22 protein-coding genes, 1 pseudogene and 1 riboswitch are annotated in these 25,188 nt (G+C 45.5%); of the genes and pseudogenes, 18 read left to right on the top strand and 5 right to left on the bottom strand.

Translation table 11 applies throughout. From position 1 onward, the window contains the following. Positions 1-61 precede the first annotated feature (61 nt). Positions 62-1,168, bottom strand: a complete 1,107-nt coding sequence (locus tag CDO84_RS13560; protein WP_040082215.1) for a CdaR family transcriptional regulator — start codon at positions 1,166-1,168, stop codon at positions 62-64. 68 nt (positions 1,169-1,236) lie between these two features. Further along, positions 1,237-1,452 carry a small acid-soluble spore protein SspI gene (sspI, locus tag CDO84_RS13555; protein ID WP_003222464.1) on the bottom strand — a complete coding sequence of 72 codons (216 nt, stop codon included), beginning with the start codon at positions 1,450-1,452 and terminating at the stop codon, positions 1,237-1,239. A 118-nt stretch (positions 1,453-1,570) separates the two neighbouring features. Here sspI and CDO84_RS13550 point away from each other — a divergent pair, with 118 nt between their 5' ends. After that, positions 1,571-2,317, top strand: a complete 747-nt coding sequence (locus tag CDO84_RS13550; protein WP_014664902.1) for a TrmH family RNA methyltransferase — start codon at positions 1,571-1,573, stop codon at positions 2,315-2,317. A 66-nt stretch (positions 2,318-2,383) separates the two neighbouring features. Here the strand turns inward: CDO84_RS13550 and CDO84_RS13545 are convergent. Next, positions 2,384-2,591 (bottom strand): annotated as a pseudogene (locus CDO84_RS13545) (hypothetical protein). Between the two features lie 81 nt (positions 2,592-2,672). Here CDO84_RS13545 and pheS point away from each other — a divergent pair. Further along, entirely contained in the window at positions 2,673-3,707 is a 1,035-nt protein-coding gene (gene pheS / locus CDO84_RS13540; RefSeq protein WP_040082217.1) for a phenylalanine--tRNA ligase subunit alpha, read from the top strand. A gap of 15 nt (positions 3,708-3,722) precedes the next feature. Continuing rightward, positions 3,723-6,137 carry a phenylalanine--tRNA ligase subunit beta gene (gene pheT / locus CDO84_RS13535; RefSeq protein ID WP_040082218.1) on the top strand — a complete coding sequence of 805 codons (2,415 nt, stop codon included), beginning with the start codon at positions 3,723-3,725 and terminating at the stop codon, positions 6,135-6,137. A gap of 193 nt (positions 6,138-6,330) precedes the next feature. Here pheT and rnhC read toward each other — a convergent pair whose 3' ends face one another. Next, on the bottom strand, positions 6,331-7,272 hold the full coding sequence (gene rnhC / locus CDO84_RS13530) for a ribonuclease HIII (protein ID WP_040082220.1): 942 nt from the start codon (positions 7,270-7,272) through the stop codon (positions 6,331-6,333). Between the two features lie 132 nt (positions 7,273-7,404). Here rnhC and zapA point away from each other — a divergent pair, with 132 nt between their 5' ends. The 14 genes from zapA (at position 7,405) to CDO84_RS13450 (ending at position 23,772) form a co-directional block, all read left to right on the top strand. After that, complete coding sequence (gene zapA / locus CDO84_RS13525) at positions 7,405-7,662, top strand: cell division protein ZapA (protein ID WP_040082228.1); 258 nt, start codon at positions 7,405-7,407, stop codon at positions 7,660-7,662. A 6-nt stretch (positions 7,663-7,668) separates the two neighbouring features. Continuing rightward, positions 7,669-8,202: a CvpA family protein gene (locus CDO84_RS13520; RefSeq protein ID WP_014664899.1), complete on the top strand. Its 534-nt coding sequence runs from the start codon at positions 7,669-7,671 to the stop codon at positions 8,200-8,202. 72 nt (positions 8,203-8,274) lie between these two features. Further along, positions 8,275-9,987 carry a DNA polymerase/3'-5' exonuclease PolX gene (gene polX, locus CDO84_RS13515; protein ID WP_014664898.1) on the top strand — a complete coding sequence of 571 codons (1,713 nt, stop codon included), beginning with the start codon at positions 8,275-8,277 and terminating at the stop codon, positions 9,985-9,987. Positions 9,988-10,007: 20 nt separating this feature from the next. Then, the gene (locus tag CDO84_RS13510; RefSeq protein ID WP_040082230.1) at positions 10,008-12,365 is read left to right on the top strand and encodes an endonuclease MutS2; all 2,358 of its coding nucleotides are present in this window, start codon (positions 10,008-10,010) and stop codon (positions 12,363-12,365) included. Between the two features lie 14 nt (positions 12,366-12,379). After that, positions 12,380-12,784, top strand: coding sequence for a DUF350 domain-containing protein (locus CDO84_RS13505; protein ID WP_003222485.1), 405 nt, complete (start codon positions 12,380-12,382; stop codon positions 12,782-12,784). 189 nt (positions 12,785-12,973) lie between these two features. Then, on the top strand, positions 12,974-14,656 hold the full coding sequence (lcfA, locus tag CDO84_RS13500) for a long-chain-fatty-acid--CoA ligase LcfA (RefSeq protein ID WP_040082232.1): 1,683 nt from the start codon (positions 12,974-12,976) through the stop codon (positions 14,654-14,656). Positions 14,657-14,757: 101 nt separating this feature from the next. After that, positions 14,758-15,342 carry a fatty acid metabolism transcriptional regulator FadR gene (fadR, locus tag CDO84_RS13495; protein WP_040082234.1) on the top strand — a complete coding sequence of 195 codons (585 nt, stop codon included), beginning with the start codon at positions 14,758-14,760 and terminating at the stop codon, positions 15,340-15,342. Positions 15,343-15,356: 14 nt separating this feature from the next. After that, positions 15,357-16,133, top strand: a complete 777-nt coding sequence (locus tag CDO84_RS13490; protein ID WP_014664894.1) for an enoyl-CoA hydratase — start codon at positions 15,357-15,359, stop codon at positions 16,131-16,133. 14 nt (positions 16,134-16,147) lie between these two features. Then, positions 16,148-16,921: an electron transfer flavoprotein subunit beta gene (gene etfB / locus CDO84_RS13485; protein WP_014664893.1), complete on the top strand. Its 774-nt coding sequence runs from the start codon at positions 16,148-16,150 to the stop codon at positions 16,919-16,921. A 35-nt stretch (positions 16,922-16,956) separates the two neighbouring features. After that, positions 16,957-17,934, top strand: a complete 978-nt coding sequence (gene etfA, locus CDO84_RS13480) for an electron transfer flavoprotein subunit alpha (protein ID WP_014664892.1) — start codon at positions 16,957-16,959, stop codon at positions 17,932-17,934. A 214-nt stretch (positions 17,935-18,148) separates the two neighbouring features. Beyond that, positions 18,149-19,636, top strand: a complete 1,488-nt coding sequence (gene abfB, locus CDO84_RS13475) for an alpha-L-arabinofuranosidase AbfB (protein ID WP_040082531.1) — start codon at positions 18,149-18,151, stop codon at positions 19,634-19,636. Positions 19,637-19,958: 322 nt separating this feature from the next. Continuing rightward, positions 19,959-20,273, top strand: a complete 315-nt coding sequence (gene trxA / locus CDO84_RS13465) for a thioredoxin (RefSeq protein ID WP_014664890.1) — start codon at positions 19,959-19,961, stop codon at positions 20,271-20,273. A gap of 135 nt (positions 20,274-20,408) precedes the next feature. Then, on the top strand, positions 20,409-22,181 hold the full coding sequence (uvrC, locus tag CDO84_RS13460; protein WP_040082235.1) for an excinuclease ABC subunit UvrC: 1,773 nt from the start codon (positions 20,409-20,411) through the stop codon (positions 22,179-22,181). Between the two features lie 60 nt (positions 22,182-22,241). Further along, positions 22,242-22,421: riboswitch (Lysine riboswitch) on the top strand. Positions 22,422-22,545: 124 nt separating this feature from the next. Next, the gene (locus CDO84_RS13450) at positions 22,546-23,772 is read left to right on the top strand and encodes an aspartate kinase (protein ID WP_040082237.1); all 1,227 of its coding nucleotides are present in this window, start codon (positions 22,546-22,548) and stop codon (positions 23,770-23,772) included. Between the two features lie 43 nt (positions 23,773-23,815). On the opposite strand, the gene CDO84_RS13445 is transcribed toward CDO84_RS13450, so the two are convergent. Continuing rightward, the gene (locus tag CDO84_RS13445) at positions 23,816-24,262 is read right to left on the bottom strand and encodes a YslB family protein (RefSeq protein ID WP_003222508.1); all 447 of its coding nucleotides are present in this window, start codon (positions 24,260-24,262) and stop codon (positions 23,816-23,818) included. A 292-nt stretch (positions 24,263-24,554) separates the two neighbouring features. Between CDO84_RS13445 and sdhC the strand changes: the two genes are divergently transcribed. Further along, positions 24,555-25,163 carry a succinate dehydrogenase cytochrome B558 gene (gene sdhC, locus CDO84_RS13440; protein WP_003222512.1) on the top strand — a complete coding sequence of 203 codons (609 nt, stop codon included), beginning with the start codon at positions 24,555-24,557 and terminating at the stop codon, positions 25,161-25,163. The last annotated feature ends 25 nt before the right edge of the window (positions 25,164-25,188 follow it).

The following is a 25,188-nucleotide window of genomic DNA, read 5'->3' as shown; positions in this document are numbered from 1 at the left end:
AAAAGAAAAAAAGAAAAGCTTTCCATGGAGAAACATACAAAAAATGAATCTAAAACTCTTTCTATTTTGTATCTTGATCTAAAAAATAGAGTGCGACGTACATCGTGACGATGTCCTCGGTGCGGTCAAAGTGCAAACCGGTCATCTGTTCAGCCTTAGCCAGACGATAACGCAATGTATTGATATGAATATGCATATCTTCTGCGGTTTGTTTCAAAGACAAATCATGTAGAAAGAAGGTCCGTATCGTTCTCATTAGTTCCTGATGCCGAAGCGTCTCTCTGAATACTCTTTGCGGAAATTCGTTTCTGGTCCCTGGGCTGATTTCCGTCAGACACATATCAAGCTTCAGATCCTCTTCGAATATGGGCGTTTTTCGCTTAAGGCTGACAGCCAGCGCTTTTTCCGCTTGCTCGTATGAATCTGTCAGGCTGGAGCTTGCGACAGTCCTTCCAGCGCCAGCTGCTGCCAATTGGCTGTTTGCGGTATTGGCAAACGAACAAATGTGAAGGATCTGCCGTAAAAGCCGATCTCTTTGTTCATGCTGTGGCACTTCGTGATTAATCAAAATCCGTTCATTTCCCCACCTGATGAACAAATCCGCAGGGTACGAGGATTTCCAGCTACGTCCCATTTGCTCAATATCATGAGGTGACCACTCATATCCCTGAATCAGAATCATTTGACGCCGGGAGGCAAGGTCCACACCAAGAAGCTGAGCTTTCTCAAGAAAACCCGAAGACCACTCTTTTAATTGCAGCCAATCGATCATAAAAGATTCCAGCATTCTTTCACGCCACTGGGACTGCTCTAAATGCCATGATTCCTTAATAAACAGCTCTGTCATTTTTCGAAGCAGCTCCCCGTAAGGCTGAATCTCAGCGGGCTCACCTGTCAGCCCGAAGACAGCAATCACATCATGATCAGAAAATACAGGGAGGTTAATGCCCGCCTTTACTCCTTTTAACCTTTTTTCATCTTCCCTTGTAATAATGACGCTGCGTTTTTCTTTTGCGCAGAGAAGCGCTCCCTCATGAAATTGTCCGACTCGCTCATCGTTTGTGCTCGCCATAATAAGGCCATCCGTGTTTACGATAATGACCTCACGTTCGTACATTTTTTTGACTTCAGCAATAATTTTTTTCGCTAATAATGGCTGTAAAAACATGGCGTTCCCCCTCATCATGTTTTTATTATATAAGAAAAAAACCGGGCGCAGTCACCCGGTTTCATGTCTTATTGGGCGGGTTTTAATCCGCCTTCAAGCGTTTTCAGCATTTCGTTTTTCTCACTTTCGGATGCGTGCTGCCAAATGACTTCAAATAAAACGCCGAGCCCTGGAAGCATTTTTTCTTCACCGCTTTGAATCGCATCTACAATTGTATGCTCAAGCTGTTCCTGATTATTGCCGGTTACGTTGGCAATGACGGCATGACGTAAATTAAGATCCATGTAAAACGCTCCTTTTCCTAAAATGTAATACGTATATTCTAACCCTGCACCTGGTTTATTATGTGCTGTTCTTGCGATATAATAACATCATGTTAAAAAAAGGAGCGCCACACAGACAGTGAAACATATAGAATCAGCAAAAAACCAAAAAGTGAAGGATTGGAAAAAGCTTCACACAAAAAAAGAACGAACAAAAACAAATACATTTCTGATAGAGGGAGAACACCTCGTTGAAGAGGCGCTGAAAAGCCCGGGTACGGTGAAAGAAATTCTTGTAAAGGATGAAACAAAGATTCCTTCAGATCTTGAGGCGGGTATCCAGTGCTATGTGCTGAGCGAAGATGCGTTTTCAGCTGTGACTGAAACCGAAACGCCGCAGCAGATTGCCGCCGTATGCCATATGCCTGAAGAACAGCTGGCAACGGCACGTAAGATGCTGCTGATTGATGCCGTTCAAGATCCGGGAAACCTAGGCACAATGATTCGAACGGCTGATGCGGCCGGTTTGGATGCAGTTGTACTCGGTGACGGCACGGCCGACGCCTTTAACGGAAAAACACTGCGGTCTGCGCAAGGATCTCACTTTCATATTCCTGTTGTGAGAAAAAACCTGCAGTCATATGTGGACGAATTGAAGGCAGAGGGCGTAAAAGTGTACGGCACGGCGCTGCAAAACGGAGCGCCTTACCGGGAGATCCCTCAGTCTGAATCCTTTGCGCTCATTGTAGGAAATGAAGGCGCAGGGGTGGATGCTGCATTGCTGGAAAAAACGGATTTGAACCTGTACGTGCCGCTTTACGGACAGGCTGAATCACTAAACGTTGCAGTTGCGGCTGCCATCCTCGTGTATCACTTGCGAGGATAGTGTTGCGTCAAGCGTTGGATTTCTCTATAATAGAACATAATATTTCAAAAACCGTGACAGAGGACCTCAATTTCTGATCAACTGCTTTCCAGGGAGAAAATGCCGCTGACTGAGAGCATTTTTAACGCAGCCGGAAGTTGGCTTCACCTCTTGAGTTGTCGCCGGGACCGCGCCACACTGCGCGTAAAGGTGAACCGGAATCTGATTCCGTTATGTCAATGAAGCTGACGACAGCATCAGTCTGTCTGAAATAAGGGTGGTACCGCGGCCACAACTCGTCCCTTGTATAAGGGGCGGGTTTTTTTTGTTTTCCAAAGACATATGACGGTTTGTTTACATAAAAGGAGGATGCAAAATGGAAGAAAAGCTAAAACAGCTGGAACAAGAAGCTTTAGAACAAGTAGAAGCGGCAAGCTCATTAAAGGTTGTCAATGATATTCGGGTGCAATATCTCGGAAAAAAAGGGCCGATTACAGAAGTGCTGCGCGGCATGGGCAAACTTTCTGCTGAGGAACGTCCGAAAATGGGCGCGCTCGCGAACGAAGTAAGAGAGCGTATCGCCAATGCGATTGCTGTCAAAAACGAAAAACTTGAAGAAGAGGAAATGAAGCAGAAGCTTGCGGGACAGACAATCGACGTCACGCTGCCGGGGAACCCTGTCGCAGTCGGCGGCCGCCATCCGCTCACTGTTGTCATTGAAGAAATTGAAGACTTATTCATCGGTATGGGCTACACAGTCGAGGAAGGACCAGAGGTTGAAACGGATTATTACAATTTCGAATCGCTCAACCTGCCAAAAGAACACCCTGCGCGCGATATGCAGGACAGCTTTTACATCACAGAGGAGACTCTGATGAGAACGCAAACTTCTCCTGTGCAAACACGGACGATGGAAAAGCATGAAGGCAAAGGGCCTGTTAAAATCATTTGCCCGGGTAAAGTTTATCGCCGTGATAACGATGACGCGACGCACTCTCATCAATTTATGCAAATTGAAGGGCTTGTCGTTGACAAAAACATCAGCATGAGTGATTTAAAAGGAACGCTTGAACTCGTTGCGAAAAAAATGTTCGGGCAAGACCGCGAAATCAGACTCCGCCCAAGCTTCTTCCCGTTTACTGAGCCTTCAGTAGAAGTGGATGTGACATGCTTTAAATGCGGTGGAAACGGCTGCTCAGTATGTAAAGGAACAGGCTGGATCGAAATCCTCGGCGCCGGCATGGTTCACCCGAATGTGCTTAAAATGGCTGGCTTTGACCCGAAGGAATATCAGGGCTTCGCATTCGGAATGGGTGTTGAGCGCATCGCGATGCTGAAATACGGCATTGATGATATCCGCCATTTCTATACAAACGATGTCAGATTTATTTCGCAGTTTAAACAGGCGTAAGAGGAGGATGCAAGGATGTTTGTTTCTTATAAATGGTTAGAGGATTATGTTGATTTAAAAGGCATGGACCCGGCTGTTCTTGCTGAAAAAATTACAAGAGCCGGTATTGAGGTTGAAGGAATTGAATACAAAGGAGAAGGCATCAAAGGCGTTGTCATCGGCCATGTGCTGGAGCGCGAGCAGCACCCGAATGCTGATAAGCTGAATAAGTGCCTTGTGGATATCGGAGCGGAAGCCCCTGTACAAATCATTTGCGGCGCGCCGAATGTGGATAAGGGACAAAAAGTCGCAGTTGCAACAGTCGGAGCGGTGCTGCCGGGCAATTTCAAAATCAAAAAAGCCAAGCTTCGCGGTGAAGAATCAAACGGCATGATCTGTTCTTTACAGGAGCTTGGGATTGAAAGCAAACTTGTGGCGAAGGAGTATGCGGAAGGCATTTTCGTATTCCCGAATGACGCTGAAACAGGAAGCGATGCTTTAGCGGCTTTACAGCTTGACGACGCGATTCTTGAGCTTGGCTTAACACCAAACCGCGCGGATGCCATGAACATGCTTGGTGTTGCTTACGAGGTTGCGGCGATTTTAGACACTGAGGTAAAGCTTCCGCAAACGGATTACCCGGCTGTTTCAGAACAAGCGTCTGATTACATTGCTGTCAAAATCGAAGATCAAGAAGCGAACCCGCTGTATGCTGCAAAAATCATTAAAAATGTCACGATTGCTCCGTCACCGCTTTGGATGCAAACAAAGCTGATGAATGCAGGCATTCGTCCGCACAACAACGTTGTTGACATCACAAACTTTGTCCTATTGGAATACGGACAGCCGCTTCACGCGTTTGATTATGACAGATTTGGCTCTAAGGAAGTCGTAGTAAGAAAAGCAGCTGAGAATGAAATGATCGTCACTCTTGATGATCAAGAACGTAAGCTGTCTGCCGATCACCTTGTCATTACAAACGGAACGAAAGCGCAGGCCGTTGCCGGTGTCATGGGAGGAGCAGAGTCAGAGGTTCAGGAAGAGACGAAAACGATTTTGCTTGAGGCTGCTTATTTCAACGGGCAGACGGTTCGCAAGGCTTCCAAGGACCTTGGTTTGAGAAGTGAATCAAGCGTAAGGTTTGAAAAAGGAATTGATCCTGCGCGCGTACGCCTTGCAGCAGAACGGGCTGCACAGCTGATCCATCTGTATGCCGGCGGTGAGGTGCTTGCTGGAACGGTTGAGGAAGATCACCTGACAATCGAAGCAAATAACATTCATGTATCTGCTGACAAAGTGAGCAGCGTTCTAGGCATGACGATCAGCAAAGAAGAACTGATCAGCATTTATAAACGTCTCGGTTTTACGGTTGGTGAAGCGGATGATCTTCTCGTTGTGACCATCCCATCACGCCGCGGCGACATTACAATAGAAGAGGATTTAATCGAAGAAGCGGCAAGGCTGTACGGCTACGATAACATTCCGTCTACGCTTCCTGAGACAGCGGGAACAACAGGCGGATTAACGCCATATCAGGCAAAACGCCGTAAAGTCAGACGTTTCCTTGAAGGCGCAGGCTTATCCCAAGCCATCACTTACTCATTGACAAATGAGAAGAAAGCGGCAGCGTTTGCGATTGAAAAATCACTGAACACTGTGCTTGCGCTTCCTATGAGTGAAGAAAGAAGCATTCTCAGACACAGTCTTGTTCCGAATCTGCTTGATTCTGTTTCTTACAACCTCGCGAGACAGACTGACTCAGTTGCACTGTACGAAGTCGGCTCCGTTTTCCTGACGAAGGAAGAGGACACAAAACCTGTTGAAACAGAACGTGTGGCAGGAGCTGTTACCGGATTATGGCGCAAGCAGCTATGGCAGGGTGAGAAGAAACCAGTTGATTTCTTTGTTGTCAAAGGTATTGTCGAAGGGCTGTTAGACAAACTCAACGTCCTAGACAGCATTGAATTTGTACAGTCTGAACGCAAACAGCTGCACCCGGGCAGAACAGCGAACATTTTACTGAATGGCTCTCTGATCGGCTTCATCGGCCAAGTCCACCCTTCATTGGAAAAAGAACTGGATATAAAGGAAACATACGTATTTGAGATTGATCTTCATGCGTTACTTGCAGCAGAAACAGCACCGCTTGTTTACACGGCGATTCCGAAATATCCGTCTGTGACACGTGATATCGCTCTTGTAACAGATAAAACCGTCACAAGCGGCCAGCTCGAGAGCGTCATTAAAGAGGCCGGCGGCAAGCTTCTGAAAGAGGTAACCGTATTTGACGTATACGAAGGAGAGCATATGGAGGAAGGCAAGAAGTCAGTCGCTTTCTCACTCCAGTATGTTAACCCTGAACAAACACTGACTGAAGAAGAAGTGACAAAAGCGCACAGTAAAGTGCTGAAGGCGTTAGAAGACACATATCAAGCTGTTTTAAGAGGCTGATAAAAAAGCGTGCAGAGAAATCTGCAAGCTCAGCGTCTTGGCAAATCCTTGCATTCGTTGTCAAGTCTGCGCGTTGGTGCTCACGAATTAGAACATTCGCTGTGCTCCAATGCTCGCCTTTCCTAGACTTCAAGGGTTTTCAATCACGCTGAAAGGTGAAAAAAGCTTGCAGAGTAATCTGCAAGCTTTTTTTCTATGAACGTTTTTTATCAGCAAGGCGCTGCGCTTTTTGCGTATTGGCGAAATGGAGTTTTGTAAAGGCTCTGAGTGCGGATGCCCCTTTTTTGAGGATCAGCTTGGCGGCCGCTTCATCGACGTGCGGACCGGCTCCTTTCGGAAGCATCATTCCTGCCTCGCGTGACAGTTTATCCATTTCCATTAAAAATGAATATCTTGCAATGATTGAAGCAGCGGCGACAGCCAGGTGAATACCTTCAGCTTTTGTGCTAAAATAGGTCCGCTCCTTCACAATGTCTCTGCCCTTTAAATGATTGAAGTAGACGCCTGGCTCAGCGAATTGGTCAATCAAAATGGCCTCAGGCTTTATTCCATCCATTTTCCTTAATAAATGGGTGATCGCCTGATTGTGCAGCAATGCTTTCATTTTCCCTTGGCTCATGCCTTTTTCCTGCATGCTGTTGTACTTTTCATTCTTTAACACCAGCAGGCTGTACGGAATGGTTTTAATCAGGTTTCGGGCAATCTCGATGATTTGCGGATCCTTTAAATCCTTAGAATCCTTCACACCGAGTTCCTTCATTAAAGGGAGCATGGTTTTGTCGACGTACGCGCATACAACCGTCATTGGACCGAAGTAATCTCCGGTTCCGACTTCGTCAGAGCCGATAACAGACATGCCGGCGATATCCGCCGGAGGGGCATAGCGGGGATCAGTCGGCTTTTTGGCCGGTTTTTTCTTTTCCAGAGGCTCAGCTGTTCCCCAGCGCGCGGATTCTGCCGCGGCGTTTTTGCCTTGAAACAGGACCTTGCCTGATTGATATGCTGTAATGGTACAGCCGGGCGGTTTCGCCTGAAAAACGGCTCCCTGCGGAACAGAGGCGGTAAGCGAACCGCTGTACGTCATTTTCATTTGGTCAATAGCAGACAACGATACTTTTATCACTGAATGGGACACGTAATAATCTCCTTTTTTACACTTTTCACTGTATATACCAGTGTATCATAACAGCGGGAGGCTCGTCTTTCCATTCATTTAATAAACGTGTTATGATAAGAACTAGGATTCTCGCGGAATGGAGGAGAAACGTTGTCTGACGGCAAAAAAACAAAAACAACCGTTGACATTTACGGCCAGCACTTCACGATGGTCGGTGAAGAAAGCAGAGCCCATATGAGGTATGTCGCCGGAATTGTTGATGATAAAATGAGAGAAATCAATGAAAAAAATCCATACCTTGATATAAATAAACTTGCAGTGCTGACAGCGGTAAATGTGGTGCACGATTATGTTAAGTTACAAGAGAAATGTGAAAAACTGGAGCGTCAGCTTAAAGAAAAGGATTGAACAACTATGCTGGATATCATCATCTTAATCTTGCTCCTGATGGGGACTTTACTGGGGTTAAAACGCGGTTTTATCCTGCAGTTTATCCGCTTGACGAGCTTTATTTTATCGATCGCCTTTGCGGCTTTATTCTATAAAAATGTGGCGCCGCATTTAAAGTGGATTCCCGCACCCGACTTTTCAGCGGGACAGCCGGCACTTTCTTTTTTTACGGGAAATTTAGAAGCGGCCTATTATAATGCGATTGCGTTTATCGTTTTATTTATCATCGCTAAAATCTTACTGAGAATCATCGGCTCGTTCTTGAGTATTGTCGCCGGCATTCCGGTGATCAAACAAATCAACCAGTTGCTGGGCGCCGTTCTCGGTTTTCTAGAAGTCTATTTATTTACATTTGTGCTGTTGTATGTCGCATCCGTTCTGCCGGTAGATGCGTTGCAGCAAATGATGGGGCAATCGTCTCTCGCAAATGTGATCATTAACCATACACCGTACTTGTCAGGGCTTTTAGAAGAGCTGTGGACACAGTACGGGGCATAAAAAACTTCTCTTGTCCGGAGAAGTTTTTTTCGAGTATGATGGAAACATATGTGAACGTCTGGGGGTTATTGTATGCATAAAAAAGATATTATCCGGCTGCTTGAAACCATTGCAGTCTATATGGAACTAAAGGGGGACAACCCGTTTAAAGTGTCCGCATTCCGAAAAGCAGCGGCAGCCCTGGAACAGGACGACCGAAGCTTATCAGAAATGGACGATATGATGTCGCTGTCCGGCATTGGAAAAGGAACGTACAGCGTCATTAAGGAGTATATAGATGAAGGAAAGTCAAGCACGCTCGAATCGTTGCAGAAAGAAGTGCCGGAAGGACTCGTGCCTTTATTGAAGCTGCCGGGGCTCGGCGGCAAAAAAATCGCAAAGCTGTATAAAGAGCTCGGCGTACATGATGCAGAATCTCTGAAGGAAGCCTGTGAACAGCAAAAAGTGCAAGGCCTTGCGGGTTTTGGCAAAAAATCAGAAGAAAAAATATTACAGGCGCTCGGAGAAGCCGGAAAGCAGCCTGAGCGGTTCCCGATCGGATATGCCCTCCGGATCGCGCGGGATATTGAGGAGCATCTTTCTCAATTTACGCATATCATCAAATTTTCTCGTGCCGGAAGTCTTCGCAGAGCGCGGGAAACGGTGAAGGATTTGGACTATATCATTGCTACAGATCAGCCGGCTGAAGTAAGGGAACAGCTTCTTGCACTGCCAAACATCAAAAGCGTGATCGCGAGCGGAGATACGAAGGTGTCCGTCATCCTTTCCTTTGAATATGAAACGAGCGTCGATTTCCGTCTTGTGACGGAAGAGCAGTTTCCGACAACACTCCATCATTTTACGGGATCAAAGGATCACAACATTAAGATGCGCCAAATCGCAAAAGAACGTGGCGAGCGGATCAGTGAATACGGCGTTGAGACAGTTGAAACCGGTGAGATCAAAACATTTCCGAGCGAACGTGAATTTTATGCGCACTTCGGCCTGCCGCTGATTCCGCCGGAGCTCCGTGAAAGCGGGCAGGAAGTGGAAACCTACAGCGATAGCATTGAGCTGATAGAGCCCGGGCAAATCAAGGGAGATCTCCACATGCACTCAACGTGGAGCGACGGTGCGTTTTCGATCAGAGAGATGGCTGAAGCATGCATCAAAAAAGGCTATCAATACATGGCGATCACCGATCACTCACAATATTTAAAGGTCGCCAACGGGCTTACTGCAGAAAGACTTAAACAGCAGGCAAAAGAAATTGACGCGCTGAATGCTGAGTTCGAAAACTTCCGTATCTTAAAAGGTGTCGAGATGGATATCCTGCCTGACGGTACGCTCGATTATGATGACGATGTGCTGGCGGAAATGGATATCGTTATTGCATCGATTCACTCAAGTTTTAATCAGCCGGAACACGTGATTATGAAGCGGCTTGAGACGGCACTGACAAACAAACATGTTGACATTATCGCACACCCGACCGGACGCCTGATCGGCAGACGGGCCGGTTATGAAATCGATATTGATAAGCTGATTGATCTTGCGAAAAAAACAAATACGGCGCTTGAACTCAACGCTAACCCTGCGCGCCTCGATCTGCGCACAGAGCATTTACTGAAAGCAAACGAACAAGGGGTTACATTGGTGATTAATACTGATGCCCATAATATTGAGATGTTAGACGATATGAAAACTGGCGTTACTGCCGCGCGCAAAGGATGGACGGAAACGAAAAACGTTCTGAATGCCCGGTCGCTTGAAGACGTAGAGGCATTCCTGAAGCGCAACGATTAAGTAAGGAGGCTCACACAATCGTGCAGCAAAAAGTATTATCAGCTCTTGAATTTCATAAAGTGAAAGAACAGGTTATTGAGCATGCCGCTTCATCGCTCGGAAAAGAAATGCTTCTTCAGCTTAAGCCTTCTGCTTCTATAGACGAAATCAAAAAACAGCTGGATGAAGTAGACGAAGCTTCTGCCATTATCCGGCTGAGAGGCCGAGCGCCGTTTGGCGGTCTTGTTGATATCAGAGGAGCATTAAGACGAGCGGAAATCGGCAGCGTTCTCAGTCCTTCAGAATTCACTGAAATCTCTGGCCTGCTTTATGCAGTTAAACAAATGAAACATTTTATCACCCAAATGGCTGAAGACGGTGTTGACATTCCGCTGATCCATCAGCACGCTGAACAGCTTATCACGCTGTCCGATTTAGAACGGGACATTAATTCCTGCATCGATGATCACGGAGAAGTGCTTGATCATGCATCGGAAAAATTGAGAGGAATCCGCACGCAGCTCAGAACACTCGAATCGAGAATCAGAGACCGGTTAGAGTCAATGCTGCGTTCCTCTTCCGCTTCAAAAATGCTGTCTGATACGATTGTTACGATTCGGAATGACCGCTTTGTAATCCCGGTCAAACAGGAGTACAGATCAAGCTACGGCGGAATTGTGCATGATACTTCGTCCTCCGGCGCAACACTATTCATTGAACCGCAGGCAATTGTAGATATGAACAATTCCCTTCAGCAGGCGAAAGTGAAAGAAAAGCAAGAAATCGAACGGATTTTGCGTGTGCTGACAGAGAAAACGGCAGAGCATACAGAAGAGCTATTTCTAGATTTGCAAGTGCTGCAGAGGCTTGACTTTATTTTTGCAAAAGCAAGATATGCAAAAGCGGTCAAAGCGACAAAACCGATGATGAACGACACCGGCTTTATCCGTTTAAAAAAAGCCCGCCATCCATTGCTTCCGCCTGATCAGGTTGTTGCCAATGACATTGAGCTTGGCGGCGATTTTTCAACCATTGTCATTACAGGTCCAAACACCGGGGGGAAAACAGTCACCCTTAAAACGTTAGGCCTGTTAACCTTAATGGCACAATCAGGTCTTCATATCCCGGCAGATGAAGGGTCAGAAGCGGCGGTATTTGAGCACGTATTCGCTGATATCGGTGATGAACAGTCGATTGAGCAAAGCTTAAGTACGTTCTCATCCCATATGGTGAACATTGTCGGCATTTTAGAACAGGTCAATGAAAACAGCCTTGTGCTTTTCGATGAACTTGGTGCAGGGACAGATCCGCAGGAGGGGGCGGCCCTCGCCATGAGCATCCTGGATGACGTACATCGCACCAATGCACGAGTGTTAGCTACGACGCATTATCCGGAATTGAAGGCGTACGGCTATAACAGAGAAGGCGTCATGAATGCGAGCGTTGAATTTGACATCGAAACGCTGTCACCAACCTATAAACTTTTAATTGGTGTGCCGGGACGAAGCAACGCTTTCGAAATTTCAAAACGCCTTGGACTTCCAGACCATATCATCGGGCAGGCGAAGTCAGAAATGACGGCCGAGCATAACGAAGTTGATACAATGATTGCGTCGCTGGAACAAAGCAAAAGACGTGCGGAAGAAGAGCTTTCTGAGACAGAATCGATCAGAAAAGAAGCGGAAAAACTGCACAAAGAGCTGCAGCAGCAAATCATCGAGCTTAACAGCAAAAAAGACAAAATGCTCGAGGAGGCTGAACAGCAAGCGGCTGATAAAGTAAAAGCGGCAATGAAAGAAGCCGAAGATATTATTCACGAATTGCGCTCCATAAAAGAAGAACATAAATCCTTCAAGGATCACGAGCTGATCAACGCGAAGAAACGGTTAGAAGGCGCAGTTCCTACCTTTGAAAAGTCCAAAAAACCGGAAAAAACGAAAACGCAAAAACGTGACTTCAAGCCAGGTGATGAGGTGAAAGTTCTCACCTTCGGGCAAAAAGGGACATTGCTTGAAAAAACCGGCGGCAATGAATGGAATGTACAAATCGGCATATTAAAAATGAAAGTAAAAGAAAAAGATCTGGAGTTTATCAAATCAGCTCCGGAGCCAAAAAAAGAAAAAATCATTACGGCGGTCAAGGGAAAGGATTATCATGTATCGCTTGAGCTTGATCTTCGCGGCGAACGCTATGAAAATGCCCTCAGCCGTGTTGAAAAATATTTGGACGATGCAGTGTTAGCCGGATATCCTAGAGTGTCAATCATTCACGGAAAAGGAACCGGCGCTTTAAGAAAAGGCGTGCAGGATCTTCTGAAGAACCACCGCAGCGTCAAAAGCTCCCGTTTCGGTGAAGCAGGTGAGGGAGGATCAGGCGTTACGGTTGTTGAACTAAAATAAAAGGGAGTATGGCCATGAGTGATTTTTGGGAAAACGAGCTTGTGGAAATCGCGGCGTATTACAGTGTCGCGGTTCTCTGCCTCGTCCTCTTTTTGACTGTGTTTGAGCTGGTGACGGCTTATAAAAACTGGGAAGAGATTCAAAAAGGAAATCTTGCGGTGGCAATGGCAACCGGCGGAAAAATTTTAGGAATCGCAAACGTATTCCAGCATTCCATCTCCCAGCACAATTCGCTGCTGCAAATGATCGGCTGGGGCGTTTACGGATTTGTTATGCTTCTTTTAAGCTACTTTATTTTTGAGTTTTTGACTCCGCGGTTTAAAATTGATAAGGAAATCGAAAATGATAACCGGGCTGTCGGCTTTATTTCATTTGTCATTTCTGTCGGGCTTTCATTTGTGGTGGCAGCCGGAATATAAGGGGACGGAGAATAGATGGAAAAGCTTGCAAAAGTACTGCTCGCCGCGGCGGGAATCTTTTTGTTAATTGGTCTTATATATCTGTTCGTATGATGAGAAAAAGAAAGATTTACCTTTCTTTTTCTTTTTTTTGCCGTCCATCTGCTATAATGATAGGGTGGAACTCTAAAATCGAAAGGGGGAGGTTTTATGCAGTCTCAAAAGCCGTGGCTTGCCGAGTATCCCGACGATATCCCGCATGAGCTTCCGTTGCCGAATAAAACCCTGCAATCCATCCTGACAGACTCCGCCGCACGATTCCCTGACAAAACCGCAATATCTTTTTATGGAAAAAAACTCACCTTTCATGACATTCTGACGGATGCTCTTAAACTCGCAGCTTTTTTGCAGTACAATGGCCTGCAAAAAGGAGACAGAGTGGCTGTTATGCTGCCCAATTGCCCACAAACAGTGATTTCTTATTATGGTGTCTTGTTTGCTGGCGGCATCGTGGTGCAGACGAACCCGCTTTATACCGAGCATGAGCTTGAATATCAGCTCAGAGACGCTGAAGTAAGTGTGATCATCACCTTAGATTTGCTTTTCCCGAAGGCAATAAAAATGAAAACGTTATCAATAGTCGAACAGATTTTGATCACCAGCGTAAAAGACTATTTGCCTTTTCCGAAAAATATTCTTTATCCGCTCACACAAAAACAAAAAGTTCATATCGACTTTGACAAAACAGCTAACATTCACACGTTCGCTTCCAGTTTGAAGCAGGAAAAAACTGAACTCCTGACAATCCCGAAGATCGATCCTGAGCATGATATCGCTGTCCTCCAGTATACCGGGGGAACAACCGGAGATCCCAAAGGGGTCATGCTTACGCACCAAAATATTTTGGCCAATACTGAAATGTGCGCCGCTTGGATGTTCGATGTGAAGGAAGGCGCTGAAAAAGTGCTGGGCATTGTCCCGTTTTTTCATGTCTACGGACTGACGGCAGTCATGAACTATTCGATTAAACTAGGCTTCGAAATGATTCTTCTTCCTAAGTTTGATCCGCTTGAAACACTTAAAATCATCGACAAACACAGACCGACGCTCTTTCCAGGGGCACCGACAATTTACATTGGTCTTTTGCATCACCCCGAATTGCAGCATTATGATCTGTCATCCATTAAAAGCTGTCTTAGCGGATCAGCCGCGCTCCCTGTGGAGGTAAAGCAGAAATTTGAAAAGGTGACTGGCGGAAAGCTTGTGGAAGGCTATGGTTTGTCTGAGGCATCCCCAGTGACGCACGCCAACTTTATCTGGGGGAAAAACAAGCCGGGCAGTATCGGCTGTCCTTGGCCGAGTACGGACGCCGCGATCTATTCTGAAGAGACGGGTGAGCTTGCCGCTCCGTATGAGCATGGAGAAATCATTGTAAAAGGTCCGCAGGTCATGAAAGGATATTGGAATAAACCAGAGGAAACCGCCGCTGTTCTGAGAGATGGCTGGCTGTTCACCGGGGACATGGGCTATATGGATGAAGAAGGTTTTTTCTATATTGCTGACAGGAAAAAGGATATCATCATTGCCGGAGGTTACAATATTTACCCGCGTGAAGTAGAAGAAGCGCTTTATGAACATGAAGCCGTCCAGGAAATTGTCGTCGCAGGTGTGCCCGACTCCTACAGGGGAGAAACAGTAAAAGCATTTGTCGTATTAAAGAAAGGCGCAAATGCCGATGCAGAAGAACTGGACGCCTTTGCGAGATCCCGACTGGCGCCATACAAGGTGCCCAAAGCCTATGAGTTCAGAAAAGAGCTGCCGAAAACGGCGGTCGGAAAAATTTTAAGAAGGCGTTTACTTGAAGAAGAAGCGGAAAATCATCATATCAAATAAAAAAGAACGCCTATGAATAAACTTGACAAACCCGAAAATCCTTCTTATCATGAAATTATGAATGAATAGTCATTCATTTCTATAGGAAGGAACGATGAACATTGAAGCAAAAACGGCCAAAGTATATGCAGATTATTGATGCAGCAGTAGAAGTCATTGCGGAAAACGGCTACCACCAGTCACAGGTATCCAAAATTGCCAAACAAGCCGGAGTAGCGGACGGCACCATCTATCTCTATTTTAAAAACAAAGAAGATATTTTAATTTCTCTTTTCAAAGAAAAAATGGGCCAATTTATTGAGCGGATGGAAGAGGACATTAAAGAAAAAACAACAGCGAAGGAGAAATTGGCGCTTGTGATTTCAAAGCATTTTTCCCTTTTAGCAGGTGACCATAATCTCGCGATTGTCACTCAGCTTGAACTACGCCAATCCAACTTGGAACTGCGCCAGAAAATCAACGAAATATTAAAAGGCTACTTGAATATTTTGGATGGCATTTTGACGGAAGGTATACAATCAGGCGAAATAAAAGAAGGCCTCGATGTCCGCCTCGCCCGGCAGATGATTTTTGGAACGATTGACGAAACCGTGACAACTTGGGTGATGAATGACCAAAAGTACGATCTTGTTGCGCTTTCAAACAGCGTTTTAGAATTATTGGTATCCGGAATTCACAATAAGTAAAGGAGTTCTGTCCTATGAATGCAATTTCACTTACGGTGGATCAATTTGTGGCAATCTTGACGATTCACAATCCGCCGGCAAACGCGCTTTCCAGCCAGATATTAGAAGAGCTGTCTTCCTGTCTTGATCAATGTGAGACAGATGCAGGCGTACGAAGCATTATCATTCACGGCGAGGGAAGATTTTTCTCAGCCGGCGCTGATATTAAAGAATTCACATCGTTTAAAGGCAATGAGGATTCCTCATTGCTCGCTGAGCGCGGCCAGCAGTTAATGGAGAGAATCGAAAGCTTTCCAAAACCGATTATCGCAGCGATTCACGGCGCTGCTCTCGGAGGCGGGCTGGAGCTTGCAATGGCCTGTCACATCAGAATCGCGGCAGAAGATGCTAAGCTGGGGCTCCCAGAGCTTAACCTTGGTATCATCCCGGGTTTTGCAGGAACACAGCGTCTTCCGAAATATGTCGGTACAGCCAAGGCACTAGAGCTCATCGGCTCAGGAGAACCGATATCCGGAAAAGAAGCGCTTGATCTCGGACTTGTCTCAATTGGAGCAAAAGATGAGGCAGAAGTGCTTGAAAAAGCAAAAGCACTTGCCGCTAAGTTTGCAGAGAAAAGCCCGCAAACGCTTGCGTCTTTGCTTGAGCTTCTTTATTCCAACAAGGTGTATTCCTACGAAGGAAGCTTAAAGCTTGAAGCAAAACGATTTGGGGAAGCATTTGAGTCAGAGGACGCCAAGGAAGGCATCCAGGCATTTCTCGAAAAAAGAAAGCCTCAATTCAAAGGCGAATAAAAGGGGATATGATCATGAATCTATTTGTACTGATGAAACGGACGTTTGACACAGAGGAAAAAATCGTCATTGAAGCAGGAAAGATTCAGGATGACGGAGCGGAATGGATCATTAATCCATATGATGAGTACGCGATAGAAGAAGCCATCCAGCTGAAGGAAAAGCACGGCGGTTCGATCACCGCAGTCACGGTCGGCGGTGAAGAAGCGGAGAAAGAGTTGCGTACTGCGCTTGCCATGGGATGTGACCAAGCCGTTTTAATCAACATAGAAGATGATCTCGAAGAACCCGACCAATACTCCATTTCTCAAGTGTTATACCATTATATGAAGGATCAGGAGTTTGACTTGATTCTCGGCGGAAATGTTGCCATTGACGGAGGCTCAGGACAAGTGGCGCCTAGGCTTGCCGAGCTCCTGGACATTCCGTGTATCACTACGATCACCAAACTCGACATCAACGGAACTGATGCAGAAGCAGAAAGGGATGTCGAAGGGGATGTTGAAAAAATCAAAACGACGCTTCCATTGCTTGTCACAGCTCAGCAGGGCTTAAACGAGCCGCGCTATCCATCACTTCCGGGAATTATGAAGGCTAAGAAAAAGCCGCTTGAAGAGCTTGAGCTTGATGATCTTGACCTGGACGAGGAGGACGCCGAACCAAAGCTGAAAACCATTGAACGTTTTCTGCCGCCGAAAAAAGAAGCCGGGAAGCTTCTGCAGGGAGAGCCTGCCGAACAGGCAAAAGAGCTTGTCTCATTGCTCCGCAGCGAAGCTAAAGTCATTTAAAGCTTGGACATTCAAAGAAACAGGGGGATGTTAGAATGGGAAAAAAAGTGATCGTACTCGGAGAAATACGCGACGGAGAATTACGAAATGTCACCTTTGAAGCAATAGCTGCAGGAAGGACCATTTCAGGCGATGGAGAAGTTATCGGTGTTCTGATCGGCGAAAATGTACAAAGCATTGCACAAGAACTTATTCATTACGGAGCAGATAAAGTTCTCACAGCCGAGGATCCGAAGCTGAAATCATACACGGCAGACGGATACAGCCAGGTCATGAGAGGTGTGATTGAGCAAGAAAAGCCTGATTCAGTCATATTCGGGCATACGGCAATGGGGAAGGACCTTTCGCCGAAGCTTGCTGCCCGGCTGCAAACAGGCTTAATTTCTGATGCTACAGATGTAAGCGTTACCGGAGGGAATGTTGTGTTCACACGCCCGATTTACTCGGGGAAAGCTTTTGAAAGGGTCATTTCCACCGATCCGATGATTGTTGCAACGATTCGCCCTAATAACATTCAAGCTTTAGAAAAAGACACCAGCAGGTCGGGAAGCATCGAAAGCGTTGATGTTTCTCTAACTGATCTCCGTACCGTGATCCAAGAGGTCGTGAAAAAAACAGCCGACGGTGTTGATCTTTCTGAAGCGAAAATTATCGTTGCGGGCGGCCGCGGAGTCAAAAGCAAGGAAGGATTTCAGCCGCTGGAGGAGCTTGCTGAGGTCCTGGGAGCCGCAGTCGGGGCTTCTCGCGGTGCATGTGACGCTGATTATTGCGATTACGCTCTCCAAATCGGGCAGACCGGGAAAGTCGTCACCCCGGATTTGTACATTGCATGCGGCATTTCCGGCGCCATTCAGCATTTGGCCGGCATGTCAAACAGCAAGGTGATCGTCGCCATCAATAAAGACCCTGAAGCCGACATCTTTAAAATAGCCGATTACGGCATTGTCGGAGATTTATTTGAAGTCGTCCCGTTATTAACTGAGGAATTCAAACAGTTGAATATACACTCATAAAGGAAAACCCGGACTTTTAAAGTCCGGGTTTTTAAATTTATAAATACATACGTACAAATATAAATAAGATAGAAAATATCGTTGACATGTACGAACATATATAATATGGTTACTTTAAAAGCGCTTACATTCATGCTGACTCCTCAGGCAAACGACAGATCACATATTTGACTGTGGTGCTTTTCATATTCGTATGAAAGGAATGATCAGAGGCATGTCTGAACATCAAGCTGTGATTCAAACAGATATCGTAAAAGGAACCATTAACAAAAATATATACGGTCATTTTGCTGAGCATTTAGGAAGAGGGATTTATGAGGGGATATGGGTCGGGACGGACTCAGACATTCCCAATATCAACGGAATACGAAAGGACGTGCTGGAAGCGCTCAAACAGCTGCATATTCCTGTCCTCAGGTGGCCGGGCGGGTGTTTTGCGGACGAATACCATTGGGCAAACGGTGTCGGTGACCGTAAAACAATGCTTAACACTCACTGGGGCGGTACAATTGAATCAAATGAATTCGGAACGCATGAATTTATGATGCTTTGCGGGCTGCTTGAATGCGAGCCATATATTTGCGGCAATGTCGGAAGCGGAACCGTTCAGGAAATGGCGGAATGGATTGAGTACATGACATTTGAAGAAGGCACGCCCATGTCAGACTGGAGAAAACAAAATGGAAGAGAAGAGCCTTGGAAGCTGAAATATTTTGGCGTAGGCAATGAAAACTGGGGCTGCGGCGGCAACATGCATCCCGAATACTACGCAGATCTGTACCGCCGTTTTCAGACTTATGTCCGCAATTACAGCGGGAATGAAATTTATAAAATTGCAGGCGGCGCAAATGTCGATGATTTTAACTGGACGGACGTGCTTATGAAAAAAGCCGCTGGCCTGATGGACGGGTTGAGTCTTCATTATTACACGATTCCGGGCGATTTCTGGAAGGGCAAAGGATCAGCCACAGAATTCACGGAGGATGAATGGTTCATTACAATGAAAAAAGCCAAATACATCGATGAATTGATTCAAAAACACGGCACGATTATGGACCGGTACGATCCGGAGCAGCGGGTCGGGCTGATTATTGATGAATGGGGCACGTGGTTTGATCCTGAGCCAGGCACGAATCCAGGTTTCCTTTATCAGCAAAACACCATACGTGATGCACTGGTGGCGGCTTCTCATTTTCACATTTTCCATCAGCATTGCCGCCGGGTGCAAATGACCAACATCGCTCAAACAGTAAACGTTCTTCAAGCGATGATTTTGACTGAGGGAGAGCGGATGCTTTTGACACCGACGTATCATGTGTTTGATATGTTTAAGGTGCACCAGGATGCTTCTCTTTTAGATACAGAGGTATTGTGTGCCGACTATGAATGGAAGGGTGAAACGCTCCCGCAAATCAGCATTTCAGCGTCAAAACAAGCTGGAGGCGATATCAATATCACGATTTGCAACATCGATCACCAAAACCAAGCAGAGGCTGAGATCGAGCTGAGAGGCTTACACAAGGCAGCGGACCATTCCGGAGTCATTCTTACGGCAGAAAAAATGAATGCACATAACACATTTGACGATCCTCATCACGTCAAACCGGAAGCGTTCAGACAATACACGCTCAGCAAAAACAAACTGAAAGTAAAACTCCCGCCAATGTCAGTCGTCTTGCTTACGCTGCATGCTGATTCATAATCGCGCGAGAGCGCCGGCGCTTTGTGCCGGCGTTTTTTCATGTTTTAAAACAGTATTAAAAGGGCATGGTAAAGTACATGACAGTGAAGAGGAGATGTTATCCCATGCTTCGTACTATTCTAATGATTATCGGGGCTATTGTAGTAATCGGTGCCATTATCAGATTCGTGTTTTAATAAAAGTGACACATCCCATTCAACCCGGATAAAAATGAGTAAACCGGTTATGATCAGGAAAAAATAATTTGTAAGCATTAAGATAGCGTGAACGAATGGGAGATGCTATACTAAAAATCATCATTTCACATTGGAGGAATTCAATAATGGCTATCGTAAAAGCAACTGATCAATCTTTCTCAGCTGAAACAAGCGAAGGCGTCGTACTGGCAGACTTCTGGGCTCCTTGGTGCGGACCTTGTAAAATGATTGCACCTGTTCTTGAAGAACTGGATCAAGAAATGGGAGATAAACTGAAAATCGTAAAAATCGATGTAGACGAAAACCAAGAAACAGCTGGAAAATACGGCGTTATGAGCATCCCGACACTTCTTATCTTAAAAGACGGAGAAGTAGTTGAAACTTCAGTCGGTTTCAAACCGAAAGAAGCGCTTCAAGAGCTTGTAAACAAACATCTTTAATTTTCGGCTGCTTACATGCCAGAGCGATTCCGATTGAGGGATCGCTTTTTTTATTCGCCAATTGTGAATCATAGAGAAAAACAAACGTTCGTGTTAAACTGGAAACAAAGGATTAAATATAAGGAAGGGTACTATATGAACAAACAACTGAAAGAAAAACTCGCCCTCCTTCCCGATCAACCGGGTTGTTATCTCATGAAGGACCGGCAGCAGACTGTGATCTACGTAGGAAAAGCAAAGGTGCTGAAAAACAGAGTGCGCTCCTACTTCACCGGTTCTCACGACGCGAAAACCCAAAGGCTTGTGACGGAAATCGAGGACTTTGAATATATTGTGACGTCCTCCAATCTTGAAGCGCTTATTTTAGAAATGAATCTGATCAAAAAGCATGATCCGAAATACAACGTCATGCTCAAAGACGACAAAACCTATCCTTTCATAAAACTCACCCATGAACGCCACCCAAGGCTGATTGTCACCCGCAATGTCAAAAAAGACAAAGGGCGATATTTTGGACCGTACCCGAATGTACAGGCAGCAAGGGAAACAAAAAAACTGCTCGACCGTCTGTACCCTCTCAGAAAATGCTCCAAGCTGCCGGACAGAGTGTGCCTTTACTATCATCTGGGCCAATGTCTTGCTCCGTGCGTAAAGGACATTTCCGAAGAGACGAACAGAGAGCTGGTTGAAAGCATTACCCGTTTCTTAAGGGGCGGCTATAATGAGGTCAAAAAAGAGCTCGAAGAAAAAATGCACGAAGCCGCTGAGAATCTTGAGTTTGAACGGGCAAAAGAGCTTCGTGACCAGATCGCCCATATTGAATCAACGATGGAAAAACAAAAAATGACGATGAACGATCTAGTCGACCGGGACGTATTTGCGTACGCATATGACAAGGGCTGGATGTGCGTGCAGGTCTTTTTCATCCGCCAAGGGAAGCTCATTGAGCGCGATGTCAGCATGTTCCCGCTTTATCAGGAAGCGGATGAAGAGTTCCTTACATTCATCGGACAGTTCTATTCAAAAAACAACCACTTCCTTCCGAAGGAGATTTTAGTTCCGGACAGCGTAGATCAATCCATGATCGAGCAGCTGCTGGAAACAAACGTTCACCAGCCGAAGAAGGGCCAGAAAAAAGAACTGCTCATGCTGGCCCATAAAAATGCGAAAATTGCACTGAAAGAAAAATTCTCCTTAATCGAACGGGACGAGGAGCGTTCAATCGGGGCTGTGCAGAAACTCGGTGAGGCATTGAATATTTATACGCCGCACAGAATTGAAGCGTTTGATAACTCAAACATACAGGGGACAAACCCGGTTTCCGCGATGATCGTGTTTATCGACGGCAAACCGTACAAAAAGGAATACCGCAAATATAAAATCAAAACCGTTACAGGACCGGATGATTACGGTTCTATGAGAGAGGTCGTCAGAAGACGATACACAAGAGTGCTTCGTGAAAATCTGCCGCTGCCTGATCTGATCATCATTGACGGAGGAAAAGGACAGATCAACGCTGCAAGGGATGTCATTGAAAATGAACTCGGCTTGGATATCCCGATCGCCGGTTTAGTGAAAGACGAAAAGCACAGAACCTCAAACTTACTGATCGGGGAGCCGCTGGAGGTGGTGTATCTGGAGCGAAACAGCCAGGAATTTTACCTCCTGCAGCGCATTCAGGACGAGGTGCACCGTTTTGCAATCAGTTTTCACAGACAAATCCGCGGAAAAAGCGCGTTTCAATCCGTATTGGATGATATCCCGGGTATCGGAGAGAAAAGAAAGAAAATGCTGTTAAAGCATTTCGGTTCCGTTAAAAAAATGAAGGAAGCAAGCCTTGAGGACATCAAAAAAGCGGGTGTTCCCGCTGCGGCGGCTCAGCTCCTTTACGATAAATTGCAAAAATAATGTTGTCCTTTTCAATAAGATCTGATAAAATGTGAACTAATTTCATAGATCGTGTTATATGGTGAAGATAGAGGTGCGAACTTCAAGAGTATGCCTTTGGAGAAAGATGGATTCTGTGAAAAAGGCTGAAAGGGGAGCGTCGCCGAAGCAAATAAAACCCCATCGGTATTATTTGCTGGCCGTGCATTGAATAAATGTAAGGCTGTCAAGAAATCATTTTCTTGGAGGGCTATCTCGTTGTTCATAATCATTCATGATGATTAATTGATAAGCAATGAGAGTATTCCTCTCATTGCTTTTTTTATTGTGGACAAAGCGCTCTTTCTCCTCACCCGCACGAACCAAAATGTAAAGGGTGGTAATCATGGGTCTTATTGTACAAAAATTCGGAGGTACTTCCGTCGGCTCAGTCGAAAAAATTCAAAATGCGGCAAACCGCGCGATTGCAGAAAAACAGAAAGGCCATCAAGTCGTTGTTGTCGTGTCAGCTATGGGAAAATCCACTGACGAACTGGTCGGCCTTGCAAAAGCCATTTCTGACCAGCCGAGCAAACGCGAAATGGACATGCTGCTGGCGACAGGCGAACAGGTCACGATTTCACTCCTCTCAATGGCATTGCAGGAAAAAGGCTATGACGCCGTGTCTTATACTGGCTGGCAGGCGGGAATCCGTACGGAGGCCGTTCACGGAAACGCCAGAATTACAGATATCGACACATCGGTTTTAGCAGACCGGCTTGAAGAAGGAAAAATCGTCATTGTTGCAGGATTCCAAGGCATGACAGAGGATTGTGAAATTACGACATTGGGCCGGGGCGGTTCAGATACAACAGCAGTTGCTTTGGCTGCCGCTTTAAAAGCTGATAAATGTGACATATATACAGACGTGCCCGGTGTGTTTACAACTGATCCGCGCTATGTGAAATCAGCGAGAAAACTTGCCGGCATCTCATACGATGAAATGCTTGAGCTTGCCAATTTAGGCGCCGGCGTTCTTCATCCGAGAGCTGTTGAGTTCGCGAAAAATTACCAAGTGCCGTTAGAAGTGCGATCAAGTACAGAAACCGAAGCGGGGACATTAATTGAGGAGGAATCATCCATGGAACAGAATTTAATTGTCAGAGGCATTGCATTTGAAGATCAAATCACAAGGGTAACCATTTACGGGCTGACTAGCGGCCTGACAACGTTGTCTACTATTTTTACGACACTTGCCAAAAGAAACATAAACGTGGATATCATTATCCAAACGCAGGCCGAGGACAAGACTGGAATTTCCTTCTCTGTCAAAACAGAAGATGCAGACCAAACCGTTGCGGTGCTTGAAGAGTATAAAGACGCGCTGGAATTCGAGAAAATTGAGACTGAAAGCAAATTGGCCAAAGTATCCATTGTCGGATCCGGCATGGTCTCAAATCCCGGTGTAGCGGCTGAAATGTTTGCTGTACTGGCGCAAAAAAACATTTTAATCAAAATGGTCAGCACATCTGAAATCAAAGTGTCAACCGTCGTAAGCGAAAACGATATGGTGAAAGCAGTCGAATCGCTTCACGATGCATTTGAGCTTTCAAAACACCCTTCAGCTGTGTAATGACAATCAAAAAGGCGGGACTATGCAGTCACCGCCTTTTTGATTACACTGGGTCTTTCATATCCCATTTCACAGTCAGAACCACTTTATCGGCTCTCTTTTTCACTTGTTCATATGATTCGGCAATCTGATCATTCATCAATTGAATTTGTTCAGCGATAAAACCAGCTTCCAGTTGAAAGCAAGGTTCTTTCTGATGTTTAAGCCGGTTGGAAATGATCGGCCCTTCAAGTTCAAATTCAAGCTCCTGTTTTTTAGCGCTTACGTTGGTGAGGGTTCCCCAGCCCGCTTCTTCAAAGAAGGCCGGAAATTCCTCCCATGATTCAAGAGGAAACTTACGGGCGAGATGTTTTCCTGCCCAATACATCATGGAAGAGTAATCTTGGCCAAGCATATCTGGGAGAACGATCTCTCGTATTAGTTCGTAGGCATAGGCGTTCATTTCAATTTCTTTTAGGTTGTCAATAGATGCTTCAAATTTAGACTTCATATCTGTCTCCCCTCTCTCCTGCGTATATTATAGCTCAAACAGGGGGGAGGATTACAGAATGATCCTGTAATTCTTATGAAAAATTAAGCGAGAAATATATATTGATAAAATAAAATTTTTCAATCAACTAATCAATTCGGAAAATTATAATTTATGTACGCGTTTTCTTGACGCCCTTTTGAGGGAGGAGTAAAATGAAATTGTCAATAAATCTTAATAAAGTGCTTACAATTGAAAGAAGTGGAGGAAGAGATTTAGCACATTTCGCACTTATCAAACAGGGGGTAAAGTAATGTCTGGGAACAGAGAGTTTTATTTTCGAAGATTGCATTCCTTGCTTGGCGTCATACCGGTCGGCATCTTTCTCATTCAGCATTTAGTCGTCAACCAGTTTGCCGCAAGGGGCGCTGAAGCATTCAATAGCGCTGCTCATTTTATGGATAGCCTGCCTTTCAGGTATGCCTTGGAAATTTTTATTATCTTCTTACCATTAATTTATCATGCAGTTTATGGTGTGTACATAGCGTTTACTGCGAAAAATAACGCAGGCCAATACAGCTATATGAGAAACTGGCTATTTGTCCTGCAACGTGTAACCGGTATCATCACTCTTATTTTCGTCAGCTGGCATGTGTGGGAAACCCGCATTGCCGCACAAATGGGCGCTGAGGTCAATTTCGACATGATGGCGAATATTTTGAGCTCTCCGGCTATGCTTGGCTTTTACATTGTCGGTGTTTTATCAACAATTTTCCACTTCTCGAACGGTTTATGGTCTTTCGCTGTTACATGGGGCATCACGGTAACGCCTCGTTCTCAAAGAATTTCGACATACGTTACGCTGATTATTTTTGTTGCACTGTCATACGTAGGCTTAAAAGCGATTTTCGCATTTGTTTAAGAGTACTAGATTACTAGAGGGAGAG

Origin of the sequence: Bacillus sp. MD-5 (genome assembly GCF_002201875.1) — a bacterium.
Classification (GTDB): Bacteria; Bacillota; Bacilli; order Bacillales; family Bacillaceae; genus Bacillus; species Bacillus stercoris.
Note: the sequence above shows the minus strand (reverse complement) of the source record. Positions and strands in the feature narration are given on the sequence as shown.

Excerpts from the sequence above, each read along its gene's own strand:
- CDO84_RS13560 (WP_040082215.1), bottom strand. The coding sequence starts at position 1,168 with ATGTTTTTACAGCCATTATTAGCGAAAAAAATTATTGCTGAAGTCAAA.
- sspI (WP_003222464.1), bottom strand. The coding sequence starts at position 1,452 with ATGGATCTTAATTTACGTCATGCCGTCATTGCCAACGTAACCGGCAAT.
- pheS (WP_040082217.1), top strand. The coding sequence starts at position 2,673 with ATGGAAGAAAAGCTAAAACAGCTGGAACAAGAAGCTTTAGAACAAGTA.
- pheT (WP_040082218.1), top strand. The coding sequence starts at position 3,723 with ATGTTTGTTTCTTATAAATGGTTAGAGGATTATGTTGATTTAAAAGGC.
- CDO84_RS13520 (WP_014664899.1), top strand. The coding sequence starts at position 7,669 with ATGCTGGATATCATCATCTTAATCTTGCTCCTGATGGGGACTTTACTG.
- polX (WP_014664898.1), top strand. The coding sequence starts at position 8,275 with ATGCATAAAAAAGATATTATCCGGCTGCTTGAAACCATTGCAGTCTAT.
- CDO84_RS13505 (WP_003222485.1), top strand. The coding sequence starts at position 12,380 with ATGAGTGATTTTTGGGAAAACGAGCTTGTGGAAATCGCGGCGTATTAC.
- lcfA (WP_040082232.1), top strand. The coding sequence starts at position 12,974 with ATGCAGTCTCAAAAGCCGTGGCTTGCCGAGTATCCCGACGATATCCCG.
- CDO84_RS13490 (WP_014664894.1), top strand. The coding sequence starts at position 15,357 with ATGAATGCAATTTCACTTACGGTGGATCAATTTGTGGCAATCTTGACG.
- etfB (WP_014664893.1), top strand. The coding sequence starts at position 16,148 with ATGAATCTATTTGTACTGATGAAACGGACGTTTGACACAGAGGAAAAA.
- etfA (WP_014664892.1), top strand. The coding sequence starts at position 16,957 with ATGGGAAAAAAAGTGATCGTACTCGGAGAAATACGCGACGGAGAATTA.
- abfB (WP_040082531.1), top strand. The coding sequence starts at position 18,149 with ATGTCTGAACATCAAGCTGTGATTCAAACAGATATCGTAAAAGGAACC.
- trxA (WP_014664890.1), top strand. The coding sequence starts at position 19,959 with ATGGCTATCGTAAAAGCAACTGATCAATCTTTCTCAGCTGAAACAAGC.
- uvrC (WP_040082235.1), top strand. The coding sequence starts at position 20,409 with ATGAACAAACAACTGAAAGAAAAACTCGCCCTCCTTCCCGATCAACCG.
- CDO84_RS13450 (WP_040082237.1), top strand. The coding sequence starts at position 22,546 with ATGGGTCTTATTGTACAAAAATTCGGAGGTACTTCCGTCGGCTCAGTC.
- CDO84_RS13445 (WP_003222508.1), bottom strand. The coding sequence starts at position 24,262 with ATGAAGTCTAAATTTGAAGCATCTATTGACAACCTAAAAGAAATTGAA.
- sdhC (WP_003222512.1), top strand. The coding sequence starts at position 24,555 with ATGTCTGGGAACAGAGAGTTTTATTTTCGAAGATTGCATTCCTTGCTT.